This window comes from Acidobacteriota bacterium, assembly GCA_026707545.1.
Taxonomy (GTDB): Bacteria; Acidobacteriota; Thermoanaerobaculia; order Multivoradales; family Multivoraceae; genus Multivorans.
Map to the genome: position 1 here is coordinate 2,275,641 of JAPOWR010000001.1, position 17,626 is coordinate 2,293,266.

Consider the following 17,626-nt stretch of genomic DNA (forward strand, 5'->3'; position numbering starts at 1 on the left):
GCTCCGGTTCGGAGCCGCTGTCAGGCCGAGAGCTGCGTCTCGACGAGGGTGGTCCAGTAGCGCATGCCGACGGGAAGGACGTCGTCGTTGAAGTCGTAGCGGGGGGTGTGGAGGCCGGCGCTCTCGCCGTTCCCGAGGAACATGAACGCGCCCGGGCGCTCCTGGAGCATGTAGGCGAAGTCTTCGGATCCCATCACGGGAGCAAGGCTGGTGGTGACTTCCCTGCCCACCTCGCGGGCGGCGTTGGCGGCCTTCTCGGTCTGCTCGGCGTGGTTCACGGTGGCCGGGTAGTAGGGGCGGTACTGGAACTCGAAGCCGGCGCCGTGGGCGGTACAGATGCCGCGACCGATCTGGTGCATTCGGCGCTCGACCAGCTTCTGCACCTCGGGCAGGAAGGCACGGACGCAGCCGCCGTGAACGACCCGGCTCGGAATCACGTTGTCCGCGTGCCCGCCGTGGACCCGGGCCACCGTGATCACCGCGCTATGGAGCGGATCCACGTTGCGGGCCACGATCGTCTGCAGGGCAAGCACGATCTCGGCCCCGATCGGGATCGGATCCACCGTGCCGTGGGGAAACGCGGCATGTCCCCCGGCGCTGGTCACCGCGAACTCGAACACGTCGATCGCGGCCATCAACGGCCCGGCGCAGAGGCCGAAGTTGCCGACGTCCATTCCCGGGTAGTTGTGAACGCCGTAGACCTCCTCGGCCGGAAACTGCTCGAACAGTCCCTCCTCGATCATCACGCGGGCGCCGCCGTCCTTCTCCTCCGCTGGCTGGAAGAAGAAATAGACGGTGCCGTCGAAGGACCGGTGCTCGCTCAGGTGCTTCGCGGCGCCGAGCAGCATCGCGGTGTGGCCGTCGTGGCCGCAGGCGTGCATCTTGCCGGGGTTCCGGGAGCGGTGCTCGAACTCGTTCTCCTCCTCGATCGGCAGAGCGTCCATGTCCGCGCGGAGCGCGATGCTGCGATCGGACGAGCCGGACCTGAGCACGCCGACGACCCCGGTGCCGGCGAGGCCGCGATGGACCTCGAGGCCGCCGAAGGACTCGAGCAGCGCCGCCACCTTGCCGCTGGTTTCCACCTCCTCGAACGCGAGTTCGGGGTGGCGGTGGAAGTCCCGGCGCCAGGTGCGCATCTGTTCGTGCAGCGGATCCATGAGCTTGGATGGTAGCGGAGAACTGAAGTCGACGAAGAACCTGACGGTACACTCCGCTGCCGGGCCGCCGCCTCCCTCCGGTGCGCCCTTCCACTCCAGTTCGAGCGCCCGAGATGACGACCCAGGATTCAGAGTCCAGGCCCCGCAGGCACTCGTACGACGCCGCCGTCATCGAGCCGAAGTGGCAGCAGATCTGGCGCGAGCACGAGGCCTTCCGCACCCCGGATGACCCGGAACTCCTTCGGAGCCGGCCGAAGTACTACGTTCTCGACATGTTCCCCTACCCCTCCGGGGCGGGGCTGCACATCGGCCACCCGGAGGGTTACACCGCAACCGACGTGGTGGCGCGCAGGAAGAGGATGCAGGGCTACAACGTTCTCCACCCGATGGGCTGGGACGCCTTCGGCCTGCCGGCCGAACGCGCCGCGGTCCGCGAGAACCAGCACCCCCGGGTCATCACGCAGCGCAACATCGCCAACTTCCGCCGCCAGATCGAACGCCTGGGCTTCTCGTACGACTGGGAGCGCGAGGTCGACACGTCGGCCGTGGACTACTACCGCTGGACCCAGTGGATCTTTCTCGAACTCCACAAACGCGGTCTCGCCTATCTCGAGGACGTGCCGGTCTGGTGGTGCCCGGCGCTGGGGACCGTGCTCGCCAACGAGGAGGTCAAGGACGGCGCCTACGTCGATACCGGAGACCCGGTCGAACGGCGGACGATGCGACAGTGGATGCTCCGGATTACTGCCTACGCCGAACGCCTGCTGGAGGACCTCGACCAAGTCGACTGGCCCGAGTACGTCAAGGAGATGCAGCGCAACTGGATCGGCAAGTCCCACGGCGCCGAGATCCGGATGCCCATCGAAAGGCACGGCGACAGCTTTCCTGTGTTTACGACCCGGCCCGACACCCTGTTCGGCGCCACCTACTGCGTGCTGGCGCCGGAGCATCCGCTCGTCGAGCGGATCACGACCGCCGGGCAACGCGCCGCCGTCGAGGCCTACGTCGACGACGCGACGAACAAGACCGAGCTCCAGCGCACCGACCTGGCGAAGGACAAGTCGGGCGTGTTCACCGGCGCCTACGCCACGAACCCCGCGACCAGCCAGCCGATCCCGATCTGGGTTGCCGACTACGTCCTGATGAGCTACGGCTCGGGCGCGATCATGGGCGTCCCGGGCCAGGATCAGCGCGACTGGGACTTCGCCGTGGAATACGACCTGCCGATCGTGCGCACGGTCGAACCGCCCGCCGGATGGGAGGGCGACGCCTATCTCGATGACGGCCCCGCGATCAACAGCGGCTTCCTCGACGGCCTCCCGGTCGACGACGCGAAGGAGCGAATGATCGAGTGGCTCGCCTCTGAGGGCCACGGCACCCGGCGGATCGAGTACCGCCTGCGCGATTGGCTCTTCTCACGCCAGCGGTACTGGGGCGAGCCCTTCCCGGTGCTCCACGTGCTCGACGACGACGGCCAGCCCACCGGCGAGATCCTGCCCGTGCGGCAGGAGGACCTGCCCGTCGAACTACCCCCGGTCGACGAGTTCAAGCCGACCGCCGACGGACGGCCACCCCTGGCCCGCGCCGGCGACGACTGGCTCATCGTCACCCTGCCCGATGGCCGCAAGGCGAGGCGGGAAACGAACACGATGCCGCAGTGGGCCGGCTCCTGCTGGTACTTCCTGCGCTACATCGATCCGAAGAACACGGAGGCGCCCTGGGCACGCGAACTGGAGCGCTACTGGATGCCGGTCGACCTGTACATCGGCGGCGTCGAGCACGCGGTGCTCCACCTGCTCTACGCGCGTTTCTGGCAGAAGGTCCTCTACGACGCGGGGCTGGTCTCGACCTCGGAACCATTTGCCCGCCTGTTCAACCAGGGGATGATCCTGGCCTACAGCTATCGCGACCGGGGCGGCAAGTACCACCACCCGGACACGGTCGACTGGCGGGACGACCGCGTGTTCCTCGCCGGCACGGACGAGCCGCTGGAGGCCCGGGTCGAGAAGATGTCCAAGTCGAAGCTGAACGTGGCCAATCCCGACGACGTGATCGAACGCTGGGGCGCGGACACCCTGCGGCTACACGAGCTGTTCATGGGGCCGCTCCACCAGCAGAAGCCGTGGCAGACCAAGGACGTCGATGGAGTTCACCGTTTCCTGAGCAGGACCTGGCGTCTGGTCGTCGACGAACGGGCGGGAAACGTCTCGTCCAAGGTAAACGACGCCGCACCGGAGACCGGCGGCGAACTGAACCGCCTGCTGCACAAGACGGTGCGCAAGGTGGGCGAGGACATCGACTCGCTCGACATGAACACGGCCATTTCCCAGATGATGATCTGGGTCAACGCGGCGACCGCCGCCGACACGGTTCCCCGTCAGACGCTGATGACCTTCCTGAAGGTCCTGTCGCCCTTCGCCCCCCACCTCGCCGAAGAGTTGTGGTCACGGCTCGGCGCCGAGGGACTGATCTGCCACCAGGACTGGCCCGCCTACGACCCGGCCCTGGTCGTCGACGAGACGATCAACGTCGTCGTCCAGGTCATGGGCAAGAAGCGCGACGTCCTCCAGGTTGACGCCGGCGCCGATCGGGCGACTCTGGAAGAACTGGCCCTGGGGTCCGAGAAGGCCCGGCGCTTCATGGACGGCAAGGAGCCACGCAAGGTGATCGTCGTTCCGGGGCGGCTGGTCAACATCGTCGTGTGAGTCGGAGAGTTTCGGTTATCATCGCCCGCCCTCGGAGCTATCTCGGTTCGTCCGCCCTCCGAGCCCCTAACCCAGCGAGACCACCATGAAGAGCGACATCCACCCGAAGCTGCACCCCGTCGTGTACATCGACCCCTCGGCCAACGCCGAGTTCATCTCCCAGTCGACGATGACCAGCGACACGACCCGTGAGATCGACGGCGTCGAGCACTACGAGATCCGGCTCGAGATCTCGTCCGCGTCCCACCCCTTCTACACGGGACGCCAGCACTTCGTCGACAGCGCCGGCCAGATCGAGAAGTTCCAGCGCCGCTACGGGAAGAAGTAGCGCGCGGCGCCGCTAGCTCAGCGCCCTCCACACCTGGGCGACGGCGAAGCAGAGCACGAAGCCCATGGCGACGGGCAGGAGGGCCGAGACGGCCGTCCAGCGGACGCTGCGCGTCTCCTTCCAGATCGTGTACAAGGTGGTCGAGCACGGGTTGTGCACGAGCGAGAAGAGCATCAGGCAGACGGCGGTGAGCAGGGTGAAGCCGCCCGCTTCGAGCACGGCCGCGGTCGCCGTCTGCGAGTCGAGCTCGAACATCACGCCGGCGCCGGCGCCGACTCCCGGCACGCCGGCCACCAGCACCGTCAGCATCAGGATGGTCGGGATCACGATCTCGTTCGCAGGCACCGCGATGATGTAGGCGACGAGGATGATCCCGGACAGGCCGAGCACGAAACCGAACGGATCCAGGGCGTCGATCAGCCACACGGCCAGGGACCCGTCGCCTGCCCGGATGTTGCTGAGCAGCCAGATGACCGCCCCGGCCGGAGCCGCGAAGATGACCGCGCGCCAGAGCACGATCAGCGTGCGGTCGATGATCGAGGTGTAGATCGTCTGTAGCACCCGCGGCGGTCGGTACGGCGGCAGCTCCAGTGAGAACGCCGACGCCTCGCCGCGAAGCACGGTGCGCGACAGGAACCAGGACACCGCGAAGGTCAGGATCACGCCGAGCACCGCGACGGCAACCACCGATAGCGCTGAAACGGCGCCCGCGACGTGCGCCGGCACCAGTCCGCCGATGAAGATCGAGGCGATCAGGATCTGGGTCGGCCAGCGTCCGTTGCAGAGCGCGAAGTTGTTCGTGATGATCGCGATCAGGCGCTCGCGCGGGCTATCGATGATGCGGGTGGAGACCACGGCCGCCGCGTTGCAACCCCAGCCCATCGCCATCGTCAGCGCCTGCTTGCCGTGAGCGCCGACGCGGTGGAACATGCGGTCGAGGTTGAACGCCACCCGCGGCAGGTAGCCGAAGTCCTCCAGCAGCGTGAACAGCGGGAAGAAGATCGCCATCGGCGGCAGCATCACGCTGACCACCCACGCAGTGGCGAGATAGACGCCGTCGATCAGGAGCCCGTCGAGCCACCAGACGAGGCCGAAGGCGGCGGCCACATCCTTCAGCAGAGGATGCACGGTGTCGATCAGGAGCGACGCGAGCAGCGACGACGGCACGTTGGCGCCCGCGATCGTCAGCCAGAAGACGACCGTCAACATGAGCAGCATGAGCGGGAAACCGAACACGCGGCTGGTGACCAGGCGGTCGAGCCGGGCGTCGAAGTCGAAACGGCGGCGCTCCCCGTCGTGCGAAACGGCGCGGTCGGCGATGCGCGCGGCCTCGGCGTAGACCGCCTCGGTCAACGCCTGGTGGAAGTTCCGGCCCACCCGCCAGCGCAATTGGCCGGCCAGCTCCAGCACGGCCGCGCGGCGGCCCGGCTCGGGCGCGATGGCGGGTTCCGCCAACTCGGCGGCCGCGACGCGGGTCGCCTCTGGTTCGGCGACCGCAGGGACGCCGCCATCCTCGCGCACGCCCAGATCGACCAGTTCGGCCAAGGAACCGCTCTCCACCGCGGCGGCCAGGGTGCGGTCGCCGTCGAGTAGCCGGAGCGCAACCCACTGCGGATTCGGCAAGATCGGGAACGCGTCCTGAATCGCTCCGGACAACCGGCGGGTCGCCTCGCTCAGCGCCGGCGACCGGCCGCCCACACGCCGCGGACGGCAACGATAGGAACCCGTGGCCACCTCCGCGACGACCCGGTTCAGCTCGTCCAGCCCCTCGCCTGAACGAGCCGCCGTCGCCACGACCGGCACGCCGAGATCCCGCGCCAGACGCCGCGGATCGATGCTTAGCCCCTTGCGACGCGCCTCGTCCATCAGATTGAGGCAGACGACGGCCCGGTCCGTGATCTCCAGCACCTGCAGCGCCAGATTCAGGTTTCGCTCCAGCCGGGTCGCATCGACGACGATCACGGTCACGTCCGGGCGTCCGAAGAGGATGAAGTCCCGCGCCGTCTCCTCGTCGAGGCTGGACGAGAGCAGCGAGTAGGTTCCCGGGAGATCGACCAGCTTGTAGCGGTCGCCGCCGTACTCGAAACCGCCCTCGGCGCGGGTCACCGTCTTGCCGGGCCAATTGCCCGTGTGCTGGCGCAGGCCGGTGAGCGCGTTGAACACCGTGCTCTTGCCGGTGTTCGGGTTGCCGGCCAGTGCCACGACGTAGTCCCAGTTGCTCATGTCGACACCCAGCCGGACCAGGTTGCCGAGGTGATGCGCGGGGCAGTTGGCGCAGTCGTGTGCGAGTGCCGGTTGCGTCATGCCGAGGCCTGCTGAGGCAACTCCTGAACCTGGATCTGATCCGCCTGCGAGCGCCGCAGCGCGATCACGGCCCCACGCACCCGGTAGGCGATCGGATCACCCGACGGGCTGGCCATCTTCGCTTCCACCAGGGTGCCCGGAAGCAAACCCAGATCGAGCAGCCGGCGGCGCTCCATCCCGCGGCAGAAGCGCGAGAAGCCGACCACGAGAGCCTGCTCGCCGACGGCCAGGGCCGACAGCGATCCCGTGGCCTCGGAGAACACGCCAGCGCCGTCGCGCGCTTCGTCCGCGACCGGTACGGCGAAGATGTTCGCCGCGATGACCGGCGCCAGCACGACCTCGTCCAGGTCGGCTTCGAAGCAGATGCGCTCGGGCGCCACGGACGCGATGCGGAGTTTCATGCCAGGATGGACACCCTCGGCCACCAACTGCGCATAGACCGCGGCGGGCTCGTCCTCGACATGGACGACTTCGACCTCATCGCCGGCCTCGAAGTCCGTCAGGGCGCGCCCGGCTCGCGGCGGCAGATCGCCTTCCTCCGTCGGGATCGGGTCCCCGTGCGGGTCGAACGGCGGATGGCCAAGCCGCACCGAGAGTTCCGCCGCCTGTTCGGGGGAGGTCCGGTGCTCCCGGCGCTCGGCCTCGGGGTGCCAACGCTCCGGTTCCAGGCCGGTCTCGTCGGCGAGGTAGCGCTCCCACAGCCGGTGAATCCGGATCACGCGTAGCGCCTCGCTGCGTCCGTCGGCGGTCAGCCGGAATCCGCCCTCCGCCGAGACGATCAACCCCAGCATCTCCATGCGGGCGAGGAGTTCCGTGCTCCGCCGGCCCCCGAGGCGCAGGACGCCGACCAGGCTCTGGTGGGTCGCCTGACGCCCCTGGTACTCGCAGTCGAAGAGGTGCTTGAGCGCGTCCTCGGTGCGGGTCCGGTGCAGGGCACGCCAGCCGGAGCGCCAGCGCCACAGCCAGCCCCGATCCGGCCATGCCACGAGGACGGCCAGACCAGCAACGACCGCGAGAATAACGAGGGCGAGAAGAGGGTTCATGTTCTCGTGGCGGGCGTCTCGTCAACGAGGAAATTCGCTGGTGCGAATCAGAAGTTTAGTCTACACTAATTCTCGGAACCCGACCGCGGGAGCGGTCCGCGACGATGACGATAGAGTGACTCAGCAATGACGGCCTTCATGCAGTCGACCTGGAGTGTGCTCGCGGAGCTCGCACCCTGGCTGCTGGTCGGCGCCCTGCTCGCCGCGCTGCTGCACGTCCTGCTGCCCCGCAACCTGATCCGACGCCAGCTCAGCGGCTACGGCGGCGCGGTCAAGGCCGTGGCCCTGGGCGTACCGCTGCCGCTCTGCTCCTGCGGCGTGATCCCGGCCGGCATCGGCCTCAAGCGCACCGGCGCCAGCAACGGCTCGGCGATGGGCTTTCTGATCAGCACGCCGCAAACCGGTGTCGACTCGATCCTGGTCAGTGCGACCTTCCTCGGCTGGCCCTTTGCCCTGTTCAAGGTCGCGGCGGCGGCGGTGACCGGCATCGCCGGCGGCTGGTGGGTCGAGGCGATGAAGGACGACGGCGCTCCGGTCGAGGACGAAGCTCCGGCTGAGGAAGCCGGCGCCGAGTCGGGCGGCGGCCACCGAATCGGCGGGACGGTCGTTCCGAAGATCCGCGAGATGATCGATCACGGCGGCGAACTCCTGCAGAGCATCTGGCGCTGGGTCGCCGTCGGCATCCTCGTGTCCGCCGCGATCGAGGTCCTGCTACCCCAGCAGGCCTGGCTCGACCTGGCCGCCCTCGGAACGTTCGGCGCGGCCGCGGCGGCGCTCGTCATCTCCCTGCCCCTCTACGTCTGCGCCACGGCCTCCGTGCCGATCGCGGCCGCCCTGGTCGCCAACGGGCTGCCCCTCGGCGCCGCCCTCGTGTTCCTGATGGCCGGCCCCGCGACCAACGTCGCCACCGTGGGAGCGGTCTACCGCGGCTTCGGCCGCAAGGTCACCGCGGTCTATCTGGCCACGGTCATCGTTGGCAGCCTCGCCTTCGCCGTGCTGTTCGAGACGCTGATCGGCGGCGGCGCGCTCCAGGCGGGGCCCGCACACGTACACGGCGTGCCCTGGTGGGCCGCCACGTCAGCGATCCTGCTGGTGCTGATGTTCGGCTGGTTCGGCCTGCAGGAGTTCCGGCGCTGGCGGCGCAACGTGAGAGCGGACCGGTGGTCGACCGAGCAGGTGGCGGCCGGCGAGCCGGGAGGCAGGGCGGTGGAAATCGCGGTGACCGGCATGACCTGCGGCAACTGCGCGGATGCGGTCGAAACCGCTCTGCTGGCCGCGCCGGGGGTCCAGGCAGCGCGTGTCGACCTGACCGGCGGCACCGCCACGGTCTGGGGCGCGGCCGCCGCCGCGACGCTGCGCGAGGCCGTCCAGGACGCGGGCTTCGGAACTCCCTGAGTCATCCGGCCCGTCCGAGCTTTCCTCCGGTTTGCACGCGACGCCTCCCGGACATAACCTTCGCGCGCGGACATGAGAGCCGGAGTCGTACGCGAAACGCATCCGGGAGAGCGCCGGGTCGCCCTGGTCCCCGAGAGCGTCGCACGAATTCAAGCCAAGGGCGTCGACTTCCTGATTGAAGCGGGCGCCGGCGCCCGGGCCGGCTTCAGCGACGACGCGTACCGCGAAGCCGGCGCCGAGATCGCCGCGACGGCCGGCGAGGTTCTGGCCGCGGCCGATCTCGTGGTCCGCGTCCAGGCGCCGGATGCAACAGAGATCGACGCGTCGAAGGCGGGCGCGGCGGTCGTCGGCCTGCTCTTCCCGCTGACCGCCGCAGCCATGGTGCGACAGCTCCGTTCCGCCCGGCTCACCGCGATCGCCCTCGACCGGATTCCCCGCGTCACCCTCGCGCAGTCGATGGACGTCCTGAGTTCCCAGAGCACCGTAGCCGGCTACCGGGCCGCCGTGCTGGCGGCCTACCGCCTGCCACAGTTCTTCCCGCTGTTGATGACCGCGGCCGGGCGCATCGACCCGGCCCGGGTCCTGGTCCTCGGGGCCGGCGTCGCCGGACTACAGGCGATCGCCACCGCCCATCGGCTGGGCGCCGTGGTCGAGGCCTACGACGTTCGCGCCGTGGTCAAGGAGCAGGTCGAGAGCCTGGGGGCCTCCTTCGTCGAGGTGCCGGCGATCGAGGACGCCGAGACCGAGGGCGGCTACGCCCGGGAGGTCTCCGAGGAAAGCCAGCGGCGAGCCAACGAAGTGATCGCCGAGCGCCTGCGCTCGACCGACGCCTGCATCACGACGGCGTTGATTCCGGGTCGCCCGGCGCCCAGGCTGATCACGGCCGAAATGGTCGAGGGCATGCCGCACGGCTCGCTGATCGTCGACCTGGCGGCCGAGCAGGGCGGCAACTGCGAGCTGACGCAGCCGGGCGAAGAGGTCAACGTGAACGGCGTCACGATCCTGGGCCCGCTCAACCTGGCCAGCGACCTCGCCGCCGACGCCAGCCGCATGTTCTCGCGCAACACCGAAAAGCTCGTGCTCTACCTGCTCGTCGACGGCGAGTTGAGCTTCGACTTCGAAAACGAGATCGTCAAGGGTTGCGTGGTAACCCACGACGGCGAGATCGTCGACAAACAGGTCGCCGAAGCACTGGCCTGACCGCAACGGCAGGCCCGAACCCGCGCAAGGAGGAGCAACCGAAATGCTCGAGATCTTCCTTGGGCTGTACATCTTCATGCTCGCGGCCTTCGTCGGCTACGGCGTGATCAAGGGTGTACCCGCCCTGCTCCACACCCCGCTGATGGCGTTCACGAACGCGATCTCCGGCATCTCCCTGGTCGGCTCCCTCGTCGCCGCCGGCGCTCACTACAACAACGTGAGCACCGTGCTCGGCGCGATCGCCGTGCTGTGCGCGACGATCAACGTCGTCGGCGGCTTCTGGATCACGGACCGCATGCTGCGGATGTTCAAGAAGCAGGACCCGAAGGCTGACGCGGCCGGAGACGCCTGATCGTGGTCGACCAGGTCGAGACGCTCTATCTGATCGCGTCGTTCCTGTTCATCCTCGGGCTGCGGGGCCTGACCGCGGCCCATACCGCCCGCCGGGGGCTGATCCTCGCCGAACTCGGCATGGTGTTCGCCATCTGGGGCACCGTGATCCACCCGGACATCATGGCCCACCTCGAGATCGCCGGCTTCTTCCAGACATACAAGTGGATCCTGCTGACCTTCTTCATCGGCAGCGCCATCGGCATCGCGATTTCGGCGCTCATCCCGATGACCCGGATGCCCGAGCGGATCGCCCTCTCCCACGCCTTCGGCGGACTCGCCGCGGCGCTCGTCGGCGTCTCGGAGTACTACCGCGAGCAGGTCATCGCCGGGCACATGGACCACACGACGATGGCCGCGATCGGCTTTGAGGTGCTGTTCGGGGGTCTGACCTTCACCGGCTCGCTGATGGCCTTCGGCAAGCTCTCCGGACTCATCCCCGGCCGCAACATCACCTGGCCGCTGCAGAACCAGAGCAACATCCTGATGTTCGGGGGCACGTTCGTGCTCCTCGTCCTGGTCACGATCGATCCGTCGAACCAGGTCCTGTTCTACGCCATGGCCGCGATGCCCCTGCTACTCGGCATCCTGTTCGTGGCGCCGATCGGCGGCGCCGACATGCCGGTCGTCATCACCCTGCTCAACTCCTACGCCGGCCTCGCCGCCTCGGCTACCGGATTCGCGCTGGACAACAACGTCCTGATCATCGCCGGCGCCATCGACGGCGCCTCGGGCTTCATCCTTTCCGTCGTGATGAGCAAGGCAATGAACCGTTCGTTCCGCAACGTCCTGTTCGGCGCCTTCGGCAAAGTCGACGAGGAAGACGCCGCGATGGCCGCCGCTGGTGGCGAACGCGTCCAGGAGGCCTCCGTCGGCGACGCCGCCATGCTCCTCTCCGGCGCCGGTTCCGTCATCGTCTGCCCCGGCTACGGCATGGCGGTGGCCCAGGCCCAGCACGTCGTCGGCGAGCTCGCCGAGATCCTCGAAGCGAACGGCACGCAGGTCCGCTACGCGATTCACCCCGTCGCCGGCCGCATGCCCGGCCACATGAACGTGCTCCTCGCCGAAGCGAAGATCCCCTACACCTCGCTGATGGAACTCGAGGAGATCAACGAGGACTTCAAGAACACCGACGTCGCCCTCGTCGTCGGCGCCAACGACGTCGTCAACCCCGCCGCCAAGCACAACCCGGCGAGTTCGATCTATGGCATGCCGGTGCTCAACGCCGACCTCGCCCGTTCCTGCATCGTGCTGAAGCGCTCCATGAGGCCGGGCTTCGCCGGCATCGAGAACGAACTGTTCTTCGCGCCCAACACCGTGCTGACGTTCGGGGACGCGAAGGACACGCTGACGAAGGTAGTTGAGGCGTTGTCGTAACCCTGTCCTCCTGGTTCAGGGACACCCACGCCACCCGGAAACCAGCACTACCGTGATCCCTACGGAGACGTGGCCCCTTATCGCTTGCTCGCCGCCAGTTCCGCTTTGAGACCCGCGATCTCCCGCCGGGCCTCCTCCAACTGAGCGGAGCGCTCGAATGCCTCCTCGCAGGTCGGCAGATACGCGTCGCTGTCGGCGTCGAAGAACCGAAGCTCGTCGCGTTCGAGCCGAAGTTCGAGGCCCAGGTCGCTACGGTAGCGGAGGCGGCCGTCCAACTCGGTGACGGCCTTGATCGGCCGATACCGGCCGTCGATCAGCCGCGAACCCTTGAGCGCCGGGTCCAGGTAGTCACCCGTCGGGTCGTACTGCCAGTACTCGCCGACGCCGAGTTCACGGTACAGCCGGCGTTTGCGGCCCTCGTCAACCGCCTGGGTTGCCTTCGACGTGATCTCCAGCACGAAGTCGGGCGTTCTACCGCCCTCCGCCCACACCAGCCAGTTGTCCCTCGGCGGTAGCTTCGGCGAGCCCAGAACGACGAAGACGTCGGGCGCTACGGTTCGTTTCGGGTCGCCCTCGACGTAGTAGAGCAGCATGTCCACGCCGACGTACACGTCCGGGCGATCCCGGAAGTGCCACCCAAGCGCCTGACGCGCATCCATCGTGGCCATGGCGTGACGTTCGGTCTCAGCCATGGGGATGCCGTCCGAGCACGGGTACTCAACTGCAGCGAGGGCGATCTGGCTCTTCGTTTGAACCATCGGGGTGGACCTTTCGAGTCGCGTAGCGAGGGTGTGGGAATCTCGACGACCGCGACTCACGGTAACACCTCCTCAGACATAGACGGATTCGGGAGGAGATTCCGAGCGCGTAGCCCTCGGTCCTACCCGAGCCGCGGGTCGAGACGGAACCGGCGAAGCACACCAGGCTTCACACGGTCGTATTGCGGATGCAGCGGGTTGATGACGACGTTCTTCTCAAGCGGGTTGACGACGCTCGGTACGGCGATCGCCAGGTGGCGGCTCAGGGCGGACGCCCCCAGGCTCTGGCTGTCCGGATCCGCCCGTTCGACCTCGAGATGGGCGATCGAGTCGTCCGGTAGCGTCAGATCCACGATCCGGTAGGCGGGATGGTCCACACCGAAGGGCAGGCCGACCAGAATCTCGAGCACTGCCAACGACGAGGTTTCGCTGCAGTAGACGGCCCGCACTCCAGGCGGACTCCACCTGCCGCCACGGCGCAGAGCACCTTCGCCGCTAAGGATCGTGGCCACGTCCGGCGCCCACTGCGTCCGGGCAAGCCGCCAGACCTTCACGCGAGGCTCACAGGGGAATGCCGTGCGCGAGACGGTGGAGGAGGGTCAGAACCTCCTCCGCGCCCACTTCGGTGTCGGAATGCTCAAGAGGCGTTTCGCCGCCCAGTGCGGGATTGCTGTGCTTCAGCCAGTGGACGGCGCTCTCGTGGTTGTAGTCGAAGAACTCGAGCGCAGCGTTGTACACCCGGGCCAGCCGCGCCGCCCGGTCGCTTTCGTGGCGGGTGAGACGCCCCTGCTTGAGCCGGCGGAGCATCGTCTGGCGAGGAATCCCGACGATTGCCACGAGCTCCAGATCGGAGATCGATAGCAGCCGCTTCAGGTCGGCAAGGATGTGCGCGGAAGCGCCGCCCCGGATCTGCTTGAGATCCGGAACGCTCAGTGGCTCTGCTTGTGCCGCTCTTGTCTCCATTTGGTACAGACTATCGTACCAAATGGATGCCCCTTACTCACCGAGGCAGATGCCGAGGTCGCGGGCCGTGGCAACGACGTCGGCTTCGAGCGGGACGCTCTTCATGCGGCTCACGGCAAGTTCAAGCGGCACGGCACGCACGGTCGGCGGATCGAGCGAGACCATGACGCCGAACTCTCCCTCCTCGATCTGACGCACGGCGGCGGCGCCGAAGCGCAGCGCGATCAGGCGATCGTACGGGATCGGCTGACCGCCGCGCTGGAGGTGGCCGAGGGTGACGGTTCGCGTCTCCTTGCCGGTTCGCTCGTGGATCTCCGTCGCCACCCGCTCGGCGACGCCGCCGAGGCTTTCGGTCCGGCCACCGATCCGCTTCGACCAGGTGAAGTCACCGCCGACGGGCCGCGCGCCCTCGGCCGCGACGACCACCGCCCAGTGCCGCCCCCGCCTCTCGCGCGCCATCAGGTGATCGCAGACTTCCTCGATGTCGTACGGGATCTCCGGAATGAGAATGACCTGGGCCGTCGCCGCGACTCCCGCGAAGAGGGCGATCCAGCCAGCGTAGCGGCCCATCAACTCGACGACGAAGATGCGGTCGTGGGCCTCGGCGGTCGAGTGCAGCCGTTCGATCGCGGCCGTCGCGACGTCGACCGCGGTGTGGAAGCCGAAGGTGACGTTCGTGCCGGCGAGATCATTGTCGATCGTCTTCGGCACGCCAACGACGGGTATGCCGTGCTTGTGGAGCTTGAGCGCGAGGCGCATGGAACCGTCGCCACCCACCGCGACCAGCGCGTCGAGTCCGAGACGATGGAATCCCTCCACGGCCTCTTCGGTCACATCCTCCACGACGACCGAGCCGTCGTCCTGCTCGACCCGCCGTTCGAAGGGGTAGGCGCCGCTGCGCGTGCCCAGGATCGTGCCGCCGAGATGCGTCGTGCCGCGCACGGCGGGGCGATCGAGGATCCGGATCTGGCTCGGATCGAAGAAGGCGCCGTAGCCGCGCATCAGGCCCACGACCTCCCAGCCGCGCCGGATCGAGGCCAGCGTGACCGCCCGGATCACCGCGTTGAGGCCGGGCGCGTCGCCGCCGCCGGTGCTGATGCCGATCCGCTTCATCGAACTGCGGAGAATCGCACAGCGAGGCGGCTACCGTCTACTGGCCGAGCTATCCCTCGCCGTAGACGAAGCGCTCGACCTCACCGTGAACCCGGGCCACCGTTTCGCGGGAGGGGCCGGGAGTGATGGCGGAAACGCCTACGGCAAGGAGAGTGTTCGCGAGCAGTCCCCAGAGCCCGCCGTGCATGCCCAGCGGATGGGCGCCCCAGGGCAGCGCGAACCCCAGGTTCAGCGGCAGCGTCAGGGCCAGGGTCAGAAGTCCGGCGCCGAGGCCGGCGAGGACTCCGGCCCGGCTCAGCGAGCGCCGGCCGGGAAAGCAGACGCCGACGATCGCCGGCATGAGCTGCAGGGCTCCGGCCCCGGACAGCGTGACGATCGCCACCAGCAGGTCACTCTCCGTGATCGAGAGCGCGAAGGCCACGGCGAGGAGTGCGAAGACGATCGCGCGCCCGACGAAGACGTAGTGGGCCTGACTCCGCCCGCGCGCGATGTAGCGCTGGTAGACGTCGCGGGTCAGGACGGTCATGTTCGCGTGCAGAATGGAGTCCAGAGTGGACATCGCGGCAGCCGCCGCGCCGGCGAGGATGATCCCGGTGAGCCACGCCGGCGCGTGCTGGAAGAGAAGCTCCGGGAAGACCCGGTCCGCCTGCTCGAGTTCCGGCATGACGAGCGCCCCGCCGAGGCCGACCAGCGCGGCCGGGATGTACAGCGTCATCAGGTAGATCGGCGTCGTGGCACCGAGCAGCTTGAGGGTCTTGCCGTCCACCGCCGTGTAGTAGCGGATCATCATGTGGGGCTGGAAGATGATCCCGAACGACAGTGTGAGGACCATCCCGACCCACATGCCGGGCGTGAAGAAACCCTCGGGACCGGGCAGGGTCAGCATGTCCGGCCGCTCGCTCGTCACCCGCTGCCAGAGCTCGACCGGGCCGCCGAAGAGCTCGAAGGAGAGCACGAGCGCCCCGGCCCAGATCGCCACGTACATCCACGCGCCCTGGAACACGTCGGTCCAGTAGACCGCGCGCAGGCCGCCGACCATCAGGTGGACGACGGCGACCGTCAGCATGATGAGCACGCCCAACTCGAACGGCACGCGGCCGTCGGTCGCCACGTCCATGATGTAGCCGAGGGCGAGCGCCTGGACCTGGATGTAGAGGATCGTGAACAGGACGGACACGACGGCGACCGCCACGCGCACCGCCTCCGACTCGTAGAAGTCGGCCAGCAGATCGGCGGGCGTGATGTAGCCGAACGCCTTGCCCAGCGCCCAGATGCGCGTCCCGATGACGTAGGTGGCGGCCCCGACCAGCAGGGTCCACGCGCCGGCGGACCAGAATCCGATGCCGTGGGTGAAGAAGAAGCCGCCGGAGCCGAGAAAGGCGAACGCCGAGTGATAGGTGGCGACGACGGTCAGGTAGAGGACGATGAAGCCGGTGCGCCGTCCGCACAGGAGGAAGTCCTCCATGTCGACCGTCATGTGACGGTTGGCGACGACGGCGACGCCCAGGGTGATCAGCAGGTAGACGCTGATCAGGCTCGTCGCGACGACCCAGGTCTCCATCAGCGCTGCCTGAACGGCTTGGTAGCCGAGTGAGGCCGCGTCATACGCCGCGGCGGTAGGCCCAGATCAGCACAGCGATCAGGGCCACGTAGACGCCGAACAGGGCCAGGTACAGGAACGGCACGCCGAGAACGCTCGGCTCGACCCGGTTCAGCAGCGTGTGGGTGACCGGCGGCATCGCCAGCAGGAAGACCGCCCCGAAGGCGATCGTGGCGATCCAGCCGTCGCGGGTGCGCGGCAGGAAGCGGGAGGGGCGTCGTGGTTCGTTCATCGCGGCGGCGTTTCTGCCGCGCAGGGAGCCTAGTCCGGGTTCTCCATGCGGTGATACATCCGCCGCACCTCCACCTCGGAGGGCTGCCGCTGCGGAAACGCCGTGGCGGAAAGGTCCAGCGTTCCGGATACCTCCTCGGCCGGCACGCCGGCCGCGTGCTTCTCGGCCGTCCGCTCCCAAAGGACGCGGTAGTACTCCTGCGACTTGTCGATCGCGCTCAGGTCGTCGAGCGGCAGGCCGTGCCCCGGAACGACGAGGTCGAAGTCCAGCGCCTTCAGGTTCTCCAACGTCTCGGCCCACTCGTCGACGTAGCCGTCGCCCATGAAGGACGGGCCGCCGAACAGGATGTCGCCGGTGAAGACGAGTTTGTCCTGCGGGAAGTAGACGACGACATCGCCGCCGGTGTGGGCACGGCCCACGAAGACGATCTGGATCTCCCGGTCGCCCCGGAACAGGGTCATCTTCTCGTTCATCGTCACATCGGGCGGCAGCGGATCGATCTCGTCGAAGTCCGCGGCATGGGCGGCGAACATCGAGCGATAGGCCTCGAGTCCCGCGCGCTCTTCCTCGTCCTCGGCCGCCTCGATCTGCTCCGCGAGTTGCGCCAGCCTCCCGTCATTGCCCGTGATGCCCTGGACGTAGGTCGGCTCCTCCAGCGGCGCGGTCGCCATCTTCATCCGCGTGTACTCGTGGCCGATGATCGGCACGTCAGCGAACTCCTGGTTGCCGTGGGCGTGGTCCCAGTGGAAGTGGGAGTTGATGACGGCGGTCACCGGCTTGTCGGTGATCGCCGGAATCGAGGCGATCAGGTCCCGCGCCTTGGCCGGCGTCACGTGGGAATCCACGACGACGACGTCCTCGTCGTTGACGACCACGAGCGCGTTGCTGTTGAACACCCGCGCCGTCGTCTGCGTCAGCCAGATACCGTTCCGAACCTCCATGAACCGGTGGGTGTCGGTCGTCGCGGTCCAGTCCTGGGCCCACAGCGAACCCGCCGCGGACAGCGTGACCACGGCCAGCGCGGCACGAATCGTCAGTCGAAGAGCGTGTCTCATGGATCC

At 68.0% G+C, this 17,626-nt stretch carries 16 protein-coding genes; 6 read left to right on the plus strand and 10 right to left on the minus strand.

The window, feature by feature from the left end; translation table 11 throughout:
* Positions 1-20: 20 nt before the first annotated feature.
* Positions 21-1,157: a M20 family metallopeptidase gene (locus tag OXG83_09000; GenBank protein ID MCY3965164.1), complete on the minus strand. Its 1,137-nt coding sequence runs from the start codon at positions 1,155-1,157 to the stop codon at positions 21-23.
* Between the two features lie 113 nt (positions 1,158-1,270).
* On the opposite strand from OXG83_09000, the gene leuS reads away from it, so the two are divergent.
* Positions 1,271-3,862: a leucine--tRNA ligase gene (gene leuS, locus OXG83_09005; protein ID MCY3965165.1), complete on the plus strand. Its 2,592-nt coding sequence runs from the start codon at positions 1,271-1,273 to the stop codon at positions 3,860-3,862.
* An 85-nt stretch (positions 3,863-3,947) separates the two neighbouring features.
* Positions 3,948-4,190: a type B 50S ribosomal protein L31 gene (locus tag OXG83_09010; GenBank protein MCY3965166.1), complete on the plus strand. Its 243-nt coding sequence runs from the start codon at positions 3,948-3,950 to the stop codon at positions 4,188-4,190.
* A gap of 12 nt (positions 4,191-4,202) precedes the next feature.
* Here OXG83_09010 and feoB read toward each other — a convergent pair whose 3' ends face one another.
* Positions 4,203-6,494: a ferrous iron transport protein B gene (feoB, locus tag OXG83_09015; GenBank protein ID MCY3965167.1), complete on the minus strand. Its 2,292-nt coding sequence runs from the start codon at positions 6,492-6,494 to the stop codon at positions 4,203-4,205.
* Positions 6,491-7,537 (minus strand): metal-dependent transcriptional regulator, encoded by a 1,047-nt coding sequence (locus OXG83_09020; GenBank protein MCY3965168.1) that lies wholly within the window; start codon positions 7,535-7,537, stop codon positions 6,491-6,493. The genes feoB and OXG83_09020 overlap by 4 nt, the downstream gene beginning before the upstream one ends.
* 126 nt (positions 7,538-7,663) lie before the next feature.
* Here OXG83_09020 and OXG83_09025 point away from each other — a divergent pair, with 126 nt between their 5' ends.
* From OXG83_09025 to OXG83_09040, 4 genes are all read left to right on the plus strand, one after another.
* Positions 7,664-8,932, plus strand: coding sequence for a permease (locus tag OXG83_09025; GenBank protein MCY3965169.1), 1,269 nt, complete (start codon positions 7,664-7,666; stop codon positions 8,930-8,932).
* Between the two features lie 72 nt (positions 8,933-9,004).
* Complete coding sequence (locus tag OXG83_09030; protein MCY3965170.1) at positions 9,005-10,132, plus strand: Re/Si-specific NAD(P)(+) transhydrogenase subunit alpha; 1,128 nt, start codon at positions 9,005-9,007, stop codon at positions 10,130-10,132.
* Between the two features lie 43 nt (positions 10,133-10,175).
* Positions 10,176-10,484: an NAD(P) transhydrogenase subunit alpha gene (locus OXG83_09035; GenBank protein MCY3965171.1), complete on the plus strand. Its 309-nt coding sequence runs from the start codon at positions 10,176-10,178 to the stop codon at positions 10,482-10,484.
* A 2-nt stretch (positions 10,485-10,486) separates the two neighbouring features.
* Positions 10,487-11,899, plus strand: a complete 1,413-nt coding sequence (locus OXG83_09040; protein ID MCY3965172.1) for an NAD(P)(+) transhydrogenase (Re/Si-specific) subunit beta — start codon at positions 10,487-10,489, stop codon at positions 11,897-11,899.
* A gap of 77 nt (positions 11,900-11,976) precedes the next feature.
* Here the strand turns inward: OXG83_09040 and OXG83_09045 are convergent, their stop codons facing one another.
* The 7 genes from OXG83_09045 to OXG83_09075 form a co-directional block, all read right to left on the minus strand.
* Positions 11,977-12,657, minus strand: coding sequence for a Uma2 family endonuclease (locus OXG83_09045; GenBank protein MCY3965173.1), 681 nt, complete (start codon positions 12,655-12,657; stop codon positions 11,977-11,979).
* 122 nt (positions 12,658-12,779) lie between these two features.
* Positions 12,780-13,211, minus strand: a complete 432-nt coding sequence (locus OXG83_09050) for an RES family NAD+ phosphorylase (GenBank protein ID MCY3965174.1) — start codon at positions 13,209-13,211, stop codon at positions 12,780-12,782.
* Positions 13,212-13,218: 7 nt separating this feature from the next.
* Positions 13,219-13,620: a DUF2384 domain-containing protein gene (locus tag OXG83_09055; protein MCY3965175.1), complete on the minus strand. Its 402-nt coding sequence runs from the start codon at positions 13,618-13,620 to the stop codon at positions 13,219-13,221.
* Positions 13,621-13,653: 33 nt separating this feature from the next.
* Positions 13,654-14,733: an ATP-dependent 6-phosphofructokinase gene (locus tag OXG83_09060; GenBank protein ID MCY3965176.1), complete on the minus strand. Its 1,080-nt coding sequence runs from the start codon at positions 14,731-14,733 to the stop codon at positions 13,654-13,656.
* A gap of 49 nt (positions 14,734-14,782) precedes the next feature.
* Complete coding sequence (locus OXG83_09065; protein MCY3965177.1) at positions 14,783-16,294, minus strand: sodium:solute symporter family protein; 1,512 nt, start codon at positions 16,292-16,294, stop codon at positions 14,783-14,785.
* A 40-nt stretch (positions 16,295-16,334) separates the two neighbouring features.
* Positions 16,335-16,565, minus strand: a complete 231-nt coding sequence (locus tag OXG83_09070; GenBank protein ID MCY3965178.1) for a hypothetical protein — start codon at positions 16,563-16,565, stop codon at positions 16,335-16,337.
* 29 nt (positions 16,566-16,594) lie between these two features.
* Positions 16,595-17,620: an MBL fold metallo-hydrolase gene (locus OXG83_09075; GenBank protein ID MCY3965179.1), complete on the minus strand. Its 1,026-nt coding sequence runs from the start codon at positions 17,618-17,620 to the stop codon at positions 16,595-16,597.
* Positions 17,621-17,626 lie beyond the last annotated feature (6 nt).